This window comes from Streptomyces sp. NPDC045287 (genome assembly GCF_056432325.1).
The window spans coordinates 353846-367496 of record NZ_JBWKJG010000003.1; the positions used below are offsets into that span (position 1 = coordinate 353846).

The following is a 13651-nucleotide window of genomic DNA, read 5'->3' on the forward strand; positions in this document are numbered from 1 at the left end:
ACGGACCCGCACGTACGTCCCGACGGACGCCTTCTGACCCCCGCTGACCCCCGCTGACCTGCGCCGTTCCATGGCGCGGAACTCGGAGGCGGAGTGGCGCGCCGCTGTGCGACACTCCGCCCCATGCTGGGTGTCACCGATCTGCCGACCTATCTCGCCGGCCTCCTCGTCATCGTCCTCCTGCCGGGACCGAACTCGCTGTACGTGCTCTCCGTCGCCGCCCGGAGCGGCATACGGAAGGGGTACGTCGCCGCGTCCGGCGTCTGGTGCGGCGACACGGTCCTCATGACCCTGTCCGCCGCCGGCGTCGCCTCGCTGCTCCAGGCGAACGCCGTGCTGTTCGGGATCGTCAAGTACGCCGGCGCCGGCTACCTGACGTGGCTCGCCGCCGGGATGCTGCGCGCCGCGTGGGCGATGTGGCGCGGTCGCGCCGAGCGGTCCGAGCCGGAGCCGGCCGCCGCCGGGCCGGTGCCCGAGGGGGAGCGGCCGTTCCGGCGGGCGTTCGTGATCAGCCTGCTCAACCCGAAGGCGATCCTGTTCTTCGTCGCGTTCTTCGTCCAGTTCGTCGACCCGGCGTACCCGTACCCGGCGCTGTCCTTCGTCGTCCTCGGCACCCTCGCGCAGGTGGCGAGCGTCCTCTACCTGTCCCTGCTGATCTTCGCCGGTACGCACCTCGCCGCCGCGTTCCGCCGCCGCAGGCGGCTGTCGGCGACGGCGACCTCGGCGGCGGGCGCGCTGTTCCTGGGCTTCGCCGCGAAGCTGTCCCTGGGCGGTGCCTGACCGGCCGGCGGCGGCACCGGGCCCGGCGCTTGACCCTGACACCGTGTGAGGCCGTGTCGTAGGAGGCGTCATGTTCACCATCGGAGACTTCGCCCGGCACGGCCGCGTGTCCGTCCGCATGCTGCGCCACTACGACGCCATCGGACTGCTGCGGCCCGCCCACGTCGACCCGCACAGCGGCTACCGGTTCTACGAGGCCGGCCAACTGGCCCGGCTCAACCGGGTCATCGCGCTGAAGGACCTCGGCTTCACGCTCGACCAGGTGCGGTCGATCGTGGACGACGAGGTCGGCGCGGACGAACTGCGCGGGATGCTGCGGCTGCGGCGGGCCGAGCTGGAGGCGGCGGTGGCCGAGGCCACCGCCCGGCTCGGGCAGGTCGCGGCGAGGCTCCGGGTCATCGAGAGCGAGGGACGCATGTCCACGCAGGACGTCGTCGTCAAGAGCCTTCCCGCCGTGCGGCTGGCCGAACTGAGTGGGGTCGCCGCGAGCTTCGCGCCCGCCGACATCGGCCCCGTCGTCTCCTCCCTGTACGAGGAGCTGTGCGCCCGTCTGATCGCCGCGGGGGTCACCGGCTTCGGTCCGGGCCTGGCGTACTACGAGGACGCCCCGGCGGGCGACGGCGCGATCCTCGCCCACGCCGGGATGATCGTCCCGCCCGGCACGACCGCGCCGGACGTCGACTTCGTCGAGCTGCCGCCCGTCGCCCGCGCGGCCACCGCCATCCACCGCGGGCCGATGGACGGGGTCCTCACCACGGTCCAGACGCTCGCCGCCTGGACCGCCGCCCACGGCCACCGCTCGGCGGGCTACACCCGCGAGCTGTACCTGGAGCACCCGGACGACACGAGCAAGTGGGTGACGGAACTCCAGGAACCCCTGGCCGACTAGCGGCCCTCCGCGCCGCCACCTTCGGGTGCTTCCGGCGCCTCGGGTGTCCCTGCCGTCTCGGGCGCCTCGGCTGCCTCGGGTGCCCGGGGCGCCTTGCGGATCTCGGGTGTCCCGGGTGCCTCGGGTGCTTCCGGCGCCTCGGGCGCTTCCGCCGCCTCGGATACCCCCGCCGTCTCTGGTATCTCCAGTACCTCGCGCCCCTGATGCATTCGGCACCTCTGATGCCTCCGGTGCCTCGGGCGTCTCCGGCGCCTAGGACGCCAACAGGCGGTGGAGGCGGCGCAGGCCGCGCAGGCGGCGGGTGCGGCGGAGGACCCGGCCGGCCAGGCGGCGGGCCGTGCGGTTGCCGGACGCCGGCAGGCCGCCCGGGAGGCCCAGGGCGGTGAGACGGCGACGGCGGAAGTACCGGTCCACCCGGGCCGGGTCGGCGCCCGACAGGTGCCGCTCGGCCACCGGGCGCAGGTCGGGGCGCACCCGGGGCTGCATCGCGTACCCCACCGCCTCCACCAGCGCGGTCACCTCCGCGTCCACCGCCCGGGGCGCGCCCGCGCCGCCCGCGTCCAGGTCCGGCAGGAGCACGTCGGCGAGGGTCACCGGCACCCGGTTGCTGTTCTCGTACGGGGCGAGCCGCTCCAGCAGCGTCCCGGTGCCGGTCCGCGCCACCGGGAGGCCGTGGAACCGGGCCGCCGTGAACAGCGCCGTCGAGAAGCAGCCCGCCACCAGGTCGGGCCGCATCCGGCGGAACACCACCTCCGCCAGCACCGGCCGTTCGAGGACCGTCAGCTCCGCGCCCAGCGCCCGGGCCTCCCGCTCCAGCGTCCGCGACCAGGACGGCGGGGCCACCGGGTGCGGCTTGAACACCAGCCGCCGGTGCCCGAGCGCGACCGCGCCCCGCACCATCCGCACGTGCAGCGCCTCCTCCTCGGCGGGGGAGAGGATGCCCAGCGCGGCCAGGTACTGCCCCAGCAGCAGCGCACCGCCCCGGGCCGGCACCTCCGGCAGCTCCTCCGGTCCGGCCAGCTCGTCCAGCACCTTCGTGAACGCGTCCTCCGGCACCACCACCGGCTCCGCCCCGAACTCGGCCAGCAGCAGTGGCCGCAGCCCCGGCACCAGCTCCGGGTGCAGCACCCGCCGCACCCGCTCCCCGACCAGCGGGTCGAGCCGGACCCGGGTCGGGCCGTAGCTCATCAGCCCGTCCGCGTACACGTCGAGCGGCGCGTCCGGGAACAGCCGTGCCAGCGCCAGCGCGGGTGCCACCTGGAGCGACTCCACCACCAGCTCCACCCGCTCGCCGCCCAGCCCCCACAGCGACCGCAGGTACCGCTCCCACAGCGGCACGTCGTCGGGGCGGGGCGTCCAGCCGGCCGGGTGCAGCGGCGCGACCGCCTCGTTCCAGGACAGCACGGCGTCGAAGCGGCCGCGCAGCCGCTCGAACCCCGGCATCCGGTCGAGCGGCGTCGTCGTCTCGGGCACCGCCGCGTTGTTCGCGACCAGCAGCACCCGCCGCCCGGCCGGCGGGAGGAGCCCGGCGTCCAGGGCGGCGGCGAGCGTCGCCGCGCCGTACAGGCTGGACGCGTACAGCAGTCGGACCGTCACGCCGGCACCCCCGCGCCCACCAGGGCGGGCCGCCGCCGCAGCCGGCGCAACACCGCCGCCCGCCGCGCGTCCATCCCGTCCAGGGCGTCCGCCAGCACGTCCTGCGGCAGCCGGCGCAGCGCCGCCGCGCTCCACGTCCGCAATTTCCGGGCGACGACCGGTTGGAACCGTTCCGCGGAACCCACGTGGTGGGCGATGATCGCGCAGTACGTGCGCACCGCTTTCGGCATCAGCCGGTCCGCTTCCGGATCTTTCGCGGTTTCTTCGATTACCTGGTCGAAAGCCCTGATGAAATCCAGTTGGCGCATGTCGCCGATGTGGGTGAGGGAGGAGGCGACCCCGCGCCGGTAGAAGATTCCCGGTGTTCCCCCCACCACCGCGAAGGAATCCGCCTCGCGGTGCAGCCGCCAGATCCACGGGCGGTCCTCCGCGGTGCGCAACCCGTCCGTGAAGCGCAGCAGCCCGCGCTCCGCGAGCCGCCGGTGGTACATCCCCGCCCAGGCGTACGGGTAGTCGACCGACGTGGACCGGTCGGCCGGCAGGATCGCGTCGCGCGGTCGCAGCACCTCGCCGCGCCGGCCCACCGGGACCCGCTGGACCGACCGCTCCGAACCGGTGCAGCGGATGTGGTCGGTGCGCACGAAGTCGCACCCCAACTCCTCGATAACCGACAGTACTTGGGCGAAGTGCCCGGGCGCGAGCCAGTCGTCGCCGTCCAGGAACGCGACGTACTCGCCGCGCGCCGCGTCCAGCCCCGTGTTCCGGGCCGTCGCCAGTCCGCTGTTGCGCTCGTGTCGCAGCAGCACCGCGCCCGGGACCTCCCGGACGGCACGCCGGAGGATCTCCGGCGTGCCGTCCGTGGAGCAGTCGTCGACCAGCAGGAACTCGAAATCGTCGCGGGCGTTCGCGCGCAGGCTTCGGAGGGCGTCGGGCGCGTATCTCTGCACATTGAAGAACGGCACGACGACGGAGAGCTTGACCACCCCCCGGAGATTAGGGGGCGGGCCCCGCATTCTTCCCGACAGGGGAAGGGATGCGCGGTGAACAGTGGGCGGCGCACCGTTGAACCGGACGGCCGCCGGACGCTGTTCACCGTTTGTTGCGATCGAGTTGGGCCGCGCACCGAAAGGGATTCCTAACGTCCTCGGCGTGCCTTCGCCCACACCTCGGATCGCCGTTCTCGCGGATTCCGACACCCGCTGGAAATGGGGCGCGCTCACCGCGCGCCGGATCGCCCCGCCGCCCCCGCCCGGCGCCACCGGCCCGGACGTCACCGGGTACGCGCTGCGGGGCCGCGCCACCCCGACCGCCCGGCAGCTCGCCGAGGCGGGCCTGGGCACGCCCCGCGAGGTGACGGGCGCGGAGTTCCTGCGGGCCGTACGGGACGAGGCGTACGACGTGGTCGTTCTCGCCCTCGTCGGCGGCACCGTGCAGGCGCTCCTCCACGGGCTGGCCCGGGCGTCCCCGCGCCGCCGCCCCGTCGTCGTCACCGGCTACGTCGGCGTCGTCTACGAGAAGCTCACCGACGGACTGCTGCTGCGGCACGGCGCCGACGTCGTCCTGGCCAACTCCCCGTACGACGCGCGCCGGTTCCGCGCCGTGTACGAGGGGGTCGGCGCCGACGCGTCGGCGGTCGTGGAGGCCGCGCTGCCGTTCCTCGGCGGGGCGCCCCACCGGCCCGTGCCGGGGCGGCACACCGTCGTGTTCGCCGCGCAGCCGTCCGTACCGGCGTCGCGCGCCGACCGCCTGTACCTGCTGCGCCGGCTGGCCGGCCACGCCCGGCTGCACCCGGGCCGCGAGGTGCTGCTGAAGCTCCGCTCCAAGCCGGGCGAGCACACCACGCACATCGAGGAACTGCCGTACCAGAAGCTCGCCCGGACCCTGCCGCTCCCGCCCAACCTGCGCCTCGTGTACGGGAACATGGGCGAGGTCCTGGACCGTACGGACCTGCTGGTCACCGTCTCGTCGACGGCCGCCCTGGAGGCCCTGCACCGGGGCGTGCCGACCGCCGTCCTCACCGATCTGGGCGTGCGCGAGGCGCTCGGCAACCACCACTTCGTCGGCTCCGGGCTGCTCACCTCCTGGGACCGCATCGACGCCGGTCACCGCCCGGTGCCGGACCCGGCGTGGCTCACCGACCAGGGCGTGGCTCCCACCGGCCCGGCGCGCGACGGCGGCGCGGTACCGCCCGGGGAGGCCGTACGGGACCCCGACGCGGCCTTCGCGGCGGCCCGCCGGCGCGTGGCCGACCTGCTGGCGCGGGACGTCCTGCCGCCGATCGCCCCGTACTACACGGCCACCACCGCCCCCGGCTACCTCCCCGGCGTCCTCGCCCGCCACCGCCTGGACACCGACACGTCGGCGCCCGGGGCGCCCGTGGCGCGCGGCGCGCGCCGCCTCCTGCGCGACGCGGCGCGCGGGGCCGCGCGGGGCGCGTACCGGCACGGCGTCCAACACGTGGCGCCCCTCATCCGCCGGCTGGGGGAGCTGTGAGCGCCCCGCGCACCGTCCTGGCGGTGATCCCGGCCCGCGGCGGCTCCAAGGGCGTGCCCGGCAAGAACCTCGCCCCGGTCGGCGGGGTCCCCCTGGTCGCCCGCGCCGTCCGCGCCTGCCTGGCCGCCCGCCGCGTCACCCACGTGGCGGTCTCGACGGACGACCCGGACATCGCGGCGGTCGCGGCGGGCGCCGGCGCCGAGGTGGTCCACCGCCCGGCCGGCCTCGCCGGCGACACGGCCAGCAGCGAGGCGGCCGTCCTGCACGCCCTGGACGCCCACGCTTCCCGGCACGGCCGCCCCGCCGACGTGGTCCTCCTCGTCCAGTGCACCAGCCCGTTCCTCACCCCGGGGGACGTCGACGGCGTCGCCGCGGAGATCCTCGACCACGGCGCCGACACGGCCCTCACCGTCGCCCCCTCCCACGGCTTCCTCTGGCGGCACGAGCCCCCGGCGGACCCCGGCGCCACCGCCCCGGGCACCCCGGGCAGTCCGTCCGCCCCGGGCACCCCACCCGTCCCAGACAGCCTGCCCACCCCGGTCATCTCGCCCGTAACGTCCGCCCTGGGCACCCCGGGCCCCCCGCCCGCCCCGGTCACCCCGAACACCCCACCCGCCCCGGACACTCCACCCGCCCCGGACACCCCGCCCGCCCCGGACGCCCGGGGGGTCAACCACGACAAGGCGCACCGCCCCCGCCGCCAGGACCGGCACCCCGAGTACCTGGAGACGGGCGCCGCGTACGCCATGGACGCCGCCGGGTTCCGCACGCACGGGCACCGCTTCTTCGGCCGCACCGCCCTCGTCCCGACCGACCCCGCGCGCGTCCTGGAGGTCGACGACCCGCACGACCTCGCCCGCGCCCGCGCGCTGGCACCGCTCCTCGACCCGGCGGACCTCCCGACCCGCGCCGACGTGGACGCGGTGGTCCTCGACTTCGACGGCACCCAGACCGACGACCGGGTCCTCGTCGACTCCGACGGGCGCGAACTGGTCGCCGTCCACCGCGGCGACGGCCTCGGCATCGCCGCCCTCCGCCGCTCCGGGCTGCGCCTGCTGATCCTCTCCACCGAGAAGAACCCCGTCGTCGCCGCCCGCGCCCGCAAGCTCCAGGTCCCCGTCCTGCACGGCGTCGACCGCAAGGACGCCGCCCTCAAGCACTGGTGCGAGGAGCGCGGCGTCGACCCCCGGCGCGTCCTCTACGCCGGCAACGACGTCAACGACCTGCCCTGCCTCGGCCTCGTCGGCTGGCCGGTCGCCGTCGCCGACGCCCACGCCGCCGTACGCGCCGCCGCCCGCGCCGTCACCACCGCGCGGGGCGGCGCGGGCGCCGTGCGGGAGATCGCCGCCTGGCTCCTCGGACCCGAACTGGACACCACCGCCCACGCCCCGTCCCGCTCCCCCCAAGGAAAGCGACCATGAACGACCAGCGCACACGCACCCTCGGCGGCCGCCCCGTCGGCCCCGGCCACCCCGTCTACGTCACCGGCGAGATCGGCATCAACCACAACGGCGACCTCGACACGGCCCTCGCCCTCGTCGACGCCGCCGCCGACGCGGGCTGCGACGCCGTGAAGTTCCAGAAGCGCACCCCCGAGATCTGCACCCCCCGCGACCAGTGGGACATCGAGCGCGACACCCCCTGGGGCCGGATGACGTACATCGACTACCGGCACCGCGTCGAGTTCGGCGAGGCCGAGTACCGCGCCATCGACGAGCACTGCCGGACCCGCGGCATCGCCTGGTTCGCCTCCCCGTGGGACACCGAGGCCGTCGCCTTCCTGGAGAAGTTCGACGTCCCCGCCCACAAGATCGCCTCGGCGTCCCTCACCGACGACGAGCTGCTGCGCGCCGTCCGCGCCACCGGCCGCACCGTCGTCCTCTCCACCGGCATGTCGACGCCGAAGCAGATCCGGCACGCCGTCGAGGTCCTGGGCTCCGACAACGTCCTGCTCTGCCACGCCACCTCCACCTACCCGGCGAAGGCCGAGGAGCTGAACCTCCGCGTCATCGAGTCGCTGCGCCGCGACTACCCCAACATCCCCATCGGCTACAGCGGCCACGAGACCGGCCTGCAGACCACCCTCGCCGCCGTCGCCCTCGGCGCGGTCTTCGTCGAGCGCCACATCACCCTCGACCGCGCGATGTGGGGTTCCGACCAGGCCGCCTCCGTCGAACCGCAGGGCCTCACCCGCCTCGTGCGCGACATCCGCACCATCGAGGCCGCCCTCGGCGACGGAGTGAAGCGGGTGTACGAGTCGGAGCTGGCGCCCATGAAGAAGCTCCGCAGGGTCCTGGCCCCGGCATGAACACCGCCCTCGCCGAGAGCCCCGTCCAGGTCCTGAACGTCCTGGAGTGGGTGCGCGCGCACCCCGACGGGCACGAGCCGCTCACCCTCGTCGTCCTCCCGCCGACCGACCCCATGTCCCGGGGCCAGCTGCGCCGCATGGCCCAGTTGGCCCGCGACGAGGGCGTCACCGTCCGCTGGCACGACGCCCGCGGCGGCGCGGGCCGGGGCGGCGGCCCCGCCCGTACGCTCCGGGACCTCGCGCCGCTGTTGCGCGGCGCCGATCGCGTCCTGGTCGGCGACCCCTTCTCGCGGTACGTGCAACTGCTGCTCGGCGCGTTCCCGCCGCGCCGCGTCACCGTCGTCGACGACGGCACCGCCACCATGGAGTACGCCGCCCAGCTGACCCGCGGCGAGCGCCTGGTGCGCTGGCACCGGCGCGGCAGCCGCAGCCCGCGCGAGCTGGCCCTCGCCCCGGTCACCGCCCTGGCCCGCCGCCGGCTGGCGCCCGGCCGGCGCCGTACGGTCGAGATCTTCACCGCCCTGCCGGTGGAGGCGCCGGAGGGTACGGTGGTGAGCAGGAACCGTTTCGACTGGACCCGCGCCCGGTTCGGGCCGCCCCGGCTGACCGCGGGCGCGGACCTGGTCGGCACGTCCCTGGTGGAGACCGGCGTGGTCGACCCCGACCGGTACGTGGAGGCCGTCGCCGCCCTCGCGGCGGCGCACGGGGTGACGCGGTACTTCGCGCACCGCCGCGAGAGCGTGACCAAGCTGCACCGCATCGCCACGACGACCGGACTGGAGATCGTCCGCCCCGAACTGCCCCTGGAGCTGATCGCGCGGCGCGGCCCCCTCGGCCGTACGGTGCTCAGCTTCCCGTCGACGGTCGTGCACACCCTCCCGGCGACCCTCGCCGGCACGGGCGTCGCGATCACCGTCTGCGACGTGGCCCCCGAGTGGCTGCGGGCGGGCGTCCCGCCCCGGGCGCGCGGCTTCCTCGCGGCGGTGGCCGAGACGGCACGGTCGACGCACGGACTGTCGCTCATCGGCGCGTGAACGGCCGCCGGATCCCAGCTCGACCCGGGGATGGAGGAAGATCAACACAAGCCTCAAATCGCGTGAGCTTACCCACTTCGGACCCCCCTCAAGCCCCGCCGGCCGGATTTCTTTCCCCTAACGGGCTGAAGTTTTGTGGATCACGCGTAAGTTGGAGGGCTAAGACGCCTACCCTGTGATGGGTGAACAAGTTGATGTCCCGCGAACCCGAAGCCGACGTTCCCGACGAAACGCCCCTCCTCGGTACGCTGCCGGAGTCACTCCGTACCGAGCTGATCGCCTTCCGCCGGGATCTGCACATGCACCCGGAGCTCGGCAACCAGGAGTTTCGCACCACCGCCGCCCTCAAGGCCCGGCTGGAGGCCGCCGGTCTCCGCCCCCGGGTCCTCCCCGGCGGCACGGGACTCGTCTGCGACGTCGGCACGTGGGACGGCCACCGCCCCATGCTCGCCCTGCGCGCGGACATCGACGCCCTCCCCATCCCGGACACCAAGGAGGAGTGCGCGTACCGCTCCACCGTCCCGGACCGCGCACACGCCTGCGGCCACGACGTCCACACGACCACGGTCCTCGGCGCCGGGCTCGTCCTCGCGGACCTGCACCGCCAGGGCCTCCTGCCGCGTCCCGTGCGCCTCCTCTTCCAGCCCGCCGAGGAGGTCCTCCCCGGCGGCGCCGTCGACGCGGTCGAGGCCGGTGTCCTGGACGGCGTCGGCCGGATCATCGCCGTCCACTGCGACCCGCGCGTCGACGCCGGCAAGATCGGCCTGCGCGTCGGCCCCATCACGTCCGCGTGCGACCGCCTGGAGGTCACCCTCGACGGCCCCGGCGGCCACACGGCCCGCCCGCACCTGACCACCGACCTGGTCACCGCCGTCGCACGGGTCGCCACGGACGTCCCGGCCCTCCTCGCCCGCCGCATCGACGCCCGCTCCGGCATGGTCCTCACCTGGGGCCGCATCGAGGCCGGCCACGCCCCGAACGTCATCCCCCAACACGCCGAGCTGGGCGGCACGGTCCGCTGCCTCGACCTGGAGGCGTGGCGGGGCGCGCCGGATCAGGTGTACGCGGCGATCGACGAGGTCGCGACGCTGCACGGCGCGAAGACCCAGATCAACTACGTCCGGGGCGTCCCGCCGGTCGTCAACGACCCGGTCGTCACGGAGCTCCTGCGCGAGTCCATGGAGCGCCGCCGCGGCCCCTACTCGGTGGAGAGCACCGAGCAGTCCCTGGGCGGCGAGGACTTCTCCTGGTACCTGGAGCACGTTCCCGGCGCCATGGCCCGCCTGGGCGTCCGCCGCCCGGGCGACCCGACCCACCTCGACCTCCACCGGGGCAACTTCGACGTGGACGAGGCCGCGATCAAGGTGGGCGTGGAACTCTTCACGGCCGCGGCCCTGATCGACGCCGGCGCCTGACCCCCGGACGGCCCCGGCACGCACGCCCGGGGCCTCGATCCCCCTCGTCCCGTTCCCACCGGCGCGCACCTAGGTCCGCCCCGTCCGCGTCCACCGGGTACACGGGCCGGACCTCTCCGGGTCCGCCTCACCAGGCTTCGGGCCTGCCCCGAGGCTCGTCCCCACCGGCGCGCACCTAGGTCCGCCCCGTCCGCGTCCACCGGTACGCGCGCCGGACCTCTCCGGGCCGCCCCGCCGGCTCCGGGCCCGGCTCCCGCAGGTCCCTCGTCCTCCGCGAGGGCGGTCCCGGCCGGCACGGGGCGCGGGAACACGTACGCGGTGGCCTCCGGCGCGTCGGCCGGGCGCTCGCGCCGTCCGAGCCGTCCGAGTCGTCTTGACGAGGACGCCGACCCGGCGGTCTCACCGGTCCGCGAGGGCGCCGGTGCGGTGGGCGAAGGCCCGTACGCCGGGCAGGGCCCGGTCGTGGCGCACGAGTCCGGCGGTCAGGGGCCGGACCGAGTCCCGGCGGACCTCCTGCGGCGCGGCCCGTTCGGCGGCCAGGAGCGCCCGGTAGCAGCGGTCGGGCTTGTCCCACAGGTCGAAGGCGCGGGCGACGTCGATCCAGTACCGGGCCTGCCGTTCGGCGGTGGGCAGGGCGGTGACGTCGACGCGGCGGGCGTGCTCGACGGCTTGCCCCGCGTCGCCGAGGAGGTGGCTGACGGAGATCTGGTGGAGGAGGACCTGGCTGGGGCCGAAGACGTTGCCGTAGAGCAGCGCGTCGTGGCCGAGCCGCCCGGCGGTGGCCTCGGCCTCGGCGATGAGGGCGCGTGCGGTGTGCCGGTCATCCTGCTTGGCGGCGGTGTAGGCGGCGGTGGCGTACAGGTTCCCCTGGACGGAGAGCCGGCCGGTCAGGTCGGTGGTCCGGTCGTCGGTCAACTGCTGTGCGGCGGCCACGGCGACTTCCGTGGCACGGGCGTGGTGCCCCTGGCGGCGCCACACGGACGAGACCATGCGGTGGGCCTCGGCGACCGTGAGGGCGTCCGCGCCGTTGACGGCCGCGGTGAGGGCGCGGTCAGCGGTGGCGGCGGCCAGACCGTCCTCGCCGAGCTTGATGCACAGCCGGGTCGCGGTGGCGTACAGCGCGGCGACCGCGGTCGCCGCCCGCTCCGGGTGGCCGCCCTCGCCGAGGGCCCGGGCGAGCGCGATCCGGGCCGGGAGGGCACGGGCGAGAGCGTCGTAGCGGCAGGCGCCGAAGTCCCGCCGGGAGGCGTCCACCGCCGCGGCGACGGACGACGGGGTGGGATCCACGGCGAGGACCTGACCGTACGGCCGGTGCAGCAAGAGGTCTTCCAGCCCGGACAGACTCGGCTTCGCCGGGGCGTGAGCGGCGGCGGAAGGTCCCAGAACCGCGCTGGTGGTGGCTCCGGCCACAGCGGCCAGGAGTCGGCGGCGTCGCACCGGATCGTCCCCCCTCTGCATCGAACAGGGCCTGCGGGCCACCCTAGTGGCGCCGGACCGGCCCGGTACCCCCGCTGGCATCGCGGCGCCAGTGAGCGCTCCCCGGAAGCCCGTGCTTCCGGGGAGACACGGGTGTGCGGGGACGGTTTCCGCGCCGACCGTCGCCGACGGCTCGGGCGGCCGGGCCCCGGCGCGCCCGGCCGGAATCCGCTGTTGCTCCGGTCGGGGGAGCCTTCGCCCGCCCGCCGGGCGCCGCGTGGACAACCCGTGGTCGGCGGGACACGCTGGGACACCCCATACCCGGTGCACCCTGCCGGAAGGCGGCTGGTGGGCGGCCTGTTCGCGACGAATCGATAACGGCTTCCGTACAGGGCTTTATCTGACATCTACGCGCGTTACGATCGCCCGCGAAACCAGCGCCGGAAGAGGCGCTTCGGTCAGGTCGAAGGAGCCCCCCTTGCGCCGGATCACCAGGATCGCCACCGCGGGTATCGCGTCCGCGGCGCTCGCGCTCAGCGTGACCGCCTGTGGCAGTGAGAAGAAGTCGGACACCGCCGGCGACGCGAAGAACGGCAAGGCCGCCATCGCGTACGACATCGGCGGCCGCGGCGACCAGTCGTTCAACGACGCGGCGTTCGCCGGTCTGGAGAAGGCCGAGAAGGAGTTCGGCATCTCCGGCACGGAGGCCGAGCCCGGCGAGGGCGAGGGCGACCCGGACAAGGTCCAGCGCCTCACCTCCCTCGCCCGCTCCGGCAACAACCCGGTCATCGGTGTCGGCTTCGCGTACGCCCCGGCCATCGCCGAGGTCGCGCCGAAGTTCCCGGACACGACGTTCGGTCTGATCGACGACACGTCGAAGACCGGCAAGAACATCGCCAACCTGGTCTTCAACGAGGAGCAGGGCTCCTACCTGGCCGGCGTCGCCGCCGCCAAGGTGACCAAGTCGAACACCGTCGGCTTCATCGGCGGCGTCGAGACCCCGCTGATCAAGAAGTTCGAGGCGGGCTTCGTCCAGGGCGTCAAGGACACCAACAAGAACGTCAACGTCAAGGTCCAGTACCTGACGCAGCCGCCGGACTTCGGTGGCTTCTCCAAGCCCGACCTGGGCAAGGCCGCCGCGCAGGGCCAGATCGACGCGGGCGCCGACGTGATCTACGCGGCTGCCGGCCTCGCCGGCTCCGGCTCCATCGAGGCCGCCGCCAAGGCCGGGAAGTGGGTCATCGGCGTCGACTCGGACCAGTACAAGCAGTCCGGCCTCGCCGCGTACAAGGAGCACATCCTCACCTCGGTGACCAAGGACGTCTCCGGCTCCGTCTACAACCTGATCAAGTCGGTCAAGGAGGGCAAGCCGCAGACCGGCGAGATCCGCTACGGCCTCGACGCGAACGGCGTGGGCCTGTCCACCTCGAACCCGGCCTTCACCAAGATGACCGAGGTCGTCGCCGCGGTCGACAAGGCCAAGGCGGACATCGCGGCCGGCAAGATCAAGGTCAAGACCGCCCCGTAACCCAGTCCCGTACCCCAGTCACGGGGCCGGGACCCCGACCCAGGGGTCCGGACGGGCGGTGTCCCCACCGCCTTCCGGACCCCGGGTCACGCCCTGGCCATGGGTTTTTGGCATTAGGGATCGCTACGCGCGTAGAACCCTCTCCGGCGCGATAACTTCGGCCACACCGAGCCCCACCGTGCCCGCCCGTCC

General features: G+C 74.6%; 11 protein-coding genes. 8 read left to right on the forward strand and 3 right to left on the reverse strand.

All coding sequences use genetic code 11. The features are described 5' to 3' along the window. Window positions 1–123: 123 nt before the first annotated feature. A complete protein-coding gene (gene leuE / locus AC07D6_RS07470; protein ID WP_315878289.1) occupies window positions 124–780 on the forward strand; it encodes a leucine efflux protein LeuE in 657 nt (218 codons plus the stop codon). A gap of 70 nt (window positions 781–850) precedes the next feature. Continuing rightward, on the forward strand, window positions 851–1669 hold the full coding sequence (locus AC07D6_RS07475; RefSeq protein WP_479042782.1) for a MerR family transcriptional regulator: 819 nt from the start codon (window positions 851–853) through the stop codon (window positions 1667–1669). Window positions 1670–1921: 252 nt separating this feature from the next. Here the strand turns inward: AC07D6_RS07475 and AC07D6_RS07480 are convergent, their stop codons facing one another. Together AC07D6_RS07480 and AC07D6_RS07485 are read right to left on the reverse strand one after the other, a co-directional pair. Further along, the gene (locus tag AC07D6_RS07480; RefSeq protein WP_479042785.1) at window positions 1922–3265 is read right to left on the reverse strand and encodes a polysialyltransferase family glycosyltransferase; all 1344 of its coding nucleotides are present in this window, start codon (window positions 3263–3265) and stop codon (window positions 1922–1924) included. Next, on the reverse strand, window positions 3262–4248 hold the full coding sequence (locus AC07D6_RS07485) for a glycosyltransferase family 2 protein (RefSeq protein ID WP_479042787.1): 987 nt from the start codon (window positions 4246–4248) through the stop codon (window positions 3262–3264). Before AC07D6_RS07485 ends, AC07D6_RS07480 begins: the two co-directional genes overlap by 4 nt. Window positions 4249–4414: 166 nt before the next feature. Here AC07D6_RS07485 and AC07D6_RS07490 point away from each other — a divergent pair, with 166 nt between their 5' ends. The 5 genes from AC07D6_RS07490 to AC07D6_RS07510 all read left to right on the forward strand — a co-directional run bounded on the left by AC07D6_RS07490 (window position 4415) and on the right by AC07D6_RS07510 (window position 10515). Beyond that, window positions 4415–5758 (forward strand): DUF6716 putative glycosyltransferase, encoded by a 1344-nt coding sequence (locus AC07D6_RS07490; protein WP_479042789.1) that lies wholly within the window; start codon window positions 4415–4417, stop codon window positions 5756–5758. Beyond that, window positions 5755–7179 (forward strand): cytidylyltransferase domain-containing protein, encoded by a 1425-nt coding sequence (locus tag AC07D6_RS07495; RefSeq protein WP_479042791.1) that lies wholly within the window; start codon window positions 5755–5757, stop codon window positions 7177–7179. Before AC07D6_RS07490 ends, AC07D6_RS07495 begins: the two co-directional genes overlap by 4 nt. Further along, window positions 7176–8066 carry an N-acetylneuraminate synthase family protein gene (locus AC07D6_RS07500; RefSeq protein ID WP_479042794.1) on the forward strand — a complete coding sequence of 297 codons (891 nt, stop codon included), beginning with the start codon at window positions 7176–7178 and terminating at the stop codon, window positions 8064–8066. Before AC07D6_RS07495 ends, AC07D6_RS07500 begins: the two co-directional genes overlap by 4 nt. Then, a complete protein-coding gene (locus AC07D6_RS07505) occupies window positions 8063–9100 on the forward strand; it encodes a hypothetical protein (protein WP_479042796.1) in 1038 nt (345 codons plus the stop codon). The genes AC07D6_RS07500 and AC07D6_RS07505 overlap by 4 nt, the downstream gene beginning before the upstream one ends. 194 nt (window positions 9101–9294) lie before the next feature. Beyond that, window positions 9295–10515: an amidohydrolase gene (locus AC07D6_RS07510; RefSeq protein ID WP_315878367.1), complete on the forward strand. Its 1221-nt coding sequence runs from the start codon at window positions 9295–9297 to the stop codon at window positions 10513–10515. Between the two features lie 399 nt (window positions 10516–10914). On the opposite strand, the gene AC07D6_RS07515 is transcribed toward AC07D6_RS07510, so the two are convergent. Then, the gene (locus AC07D6_RS07515; protein WP_479042799.1) at window positions 10915–11802 is read right to left on the reverse strand and encodes an XRE family transcriptional regulator; all 888 of its coding nucleotides are present in this window, start codon (window positions 11800–11802) and stop codon (window positions 10915–10917) included. Between the two features lie 607 nt (window positions 11803–12409). Here AC07D6_RS07515 and AC07D6_RS07520 point away from each other — a divergent pair. Further along, complete coding sequence (locus AC07D6_RS07520; RefSeq protein ID WP_315878269.1) at window positions 12410–13459, forward strand: BMP family lipoprotein; 1050 nt, start codon at window positions 12410–12412, stop codon at window positions 13457–13459. Window positions 13460–13651: the final 192 nt, after the last annotated feature.

Coding starts and splice junctions, on each gene's coding strand:
- AC07D6_RS07500 (WP_479042794.1), top strand. CDS start 7,176: ATGAACGACCAGCGCACACGCACCCTCGGCGGCCGCCCCGTCGGCCCC.
- AC07D6_RS07505 (WP_479042796.1), top strand. CDS start 8,063: ATGAACACCGCCCTCGCCGAGAGCCCCGTCCAGGTCCTGAACGTCCTG.
- AC07D6_RS07475 (WP_479042782.1), top strand. CDS start 851: ATGTTCACCATCGGAGACTTCGCCCGGCACGGCCGCGTGTCCGTCCGC.
- AC07D6_RS07510 (WP_315878367.1), top strand. CDS start 9,295: ATGTCCCGCGAACCCGAAGCCGACGTTCCCGACGAAACGCCCCTCCTC.
- leuE (WP_315878289.1), top strand. CDS start 124: ATGCTGGGTGTCACCGATCTGCCGACCTATCTCGCCGGCCTCCTCGTC.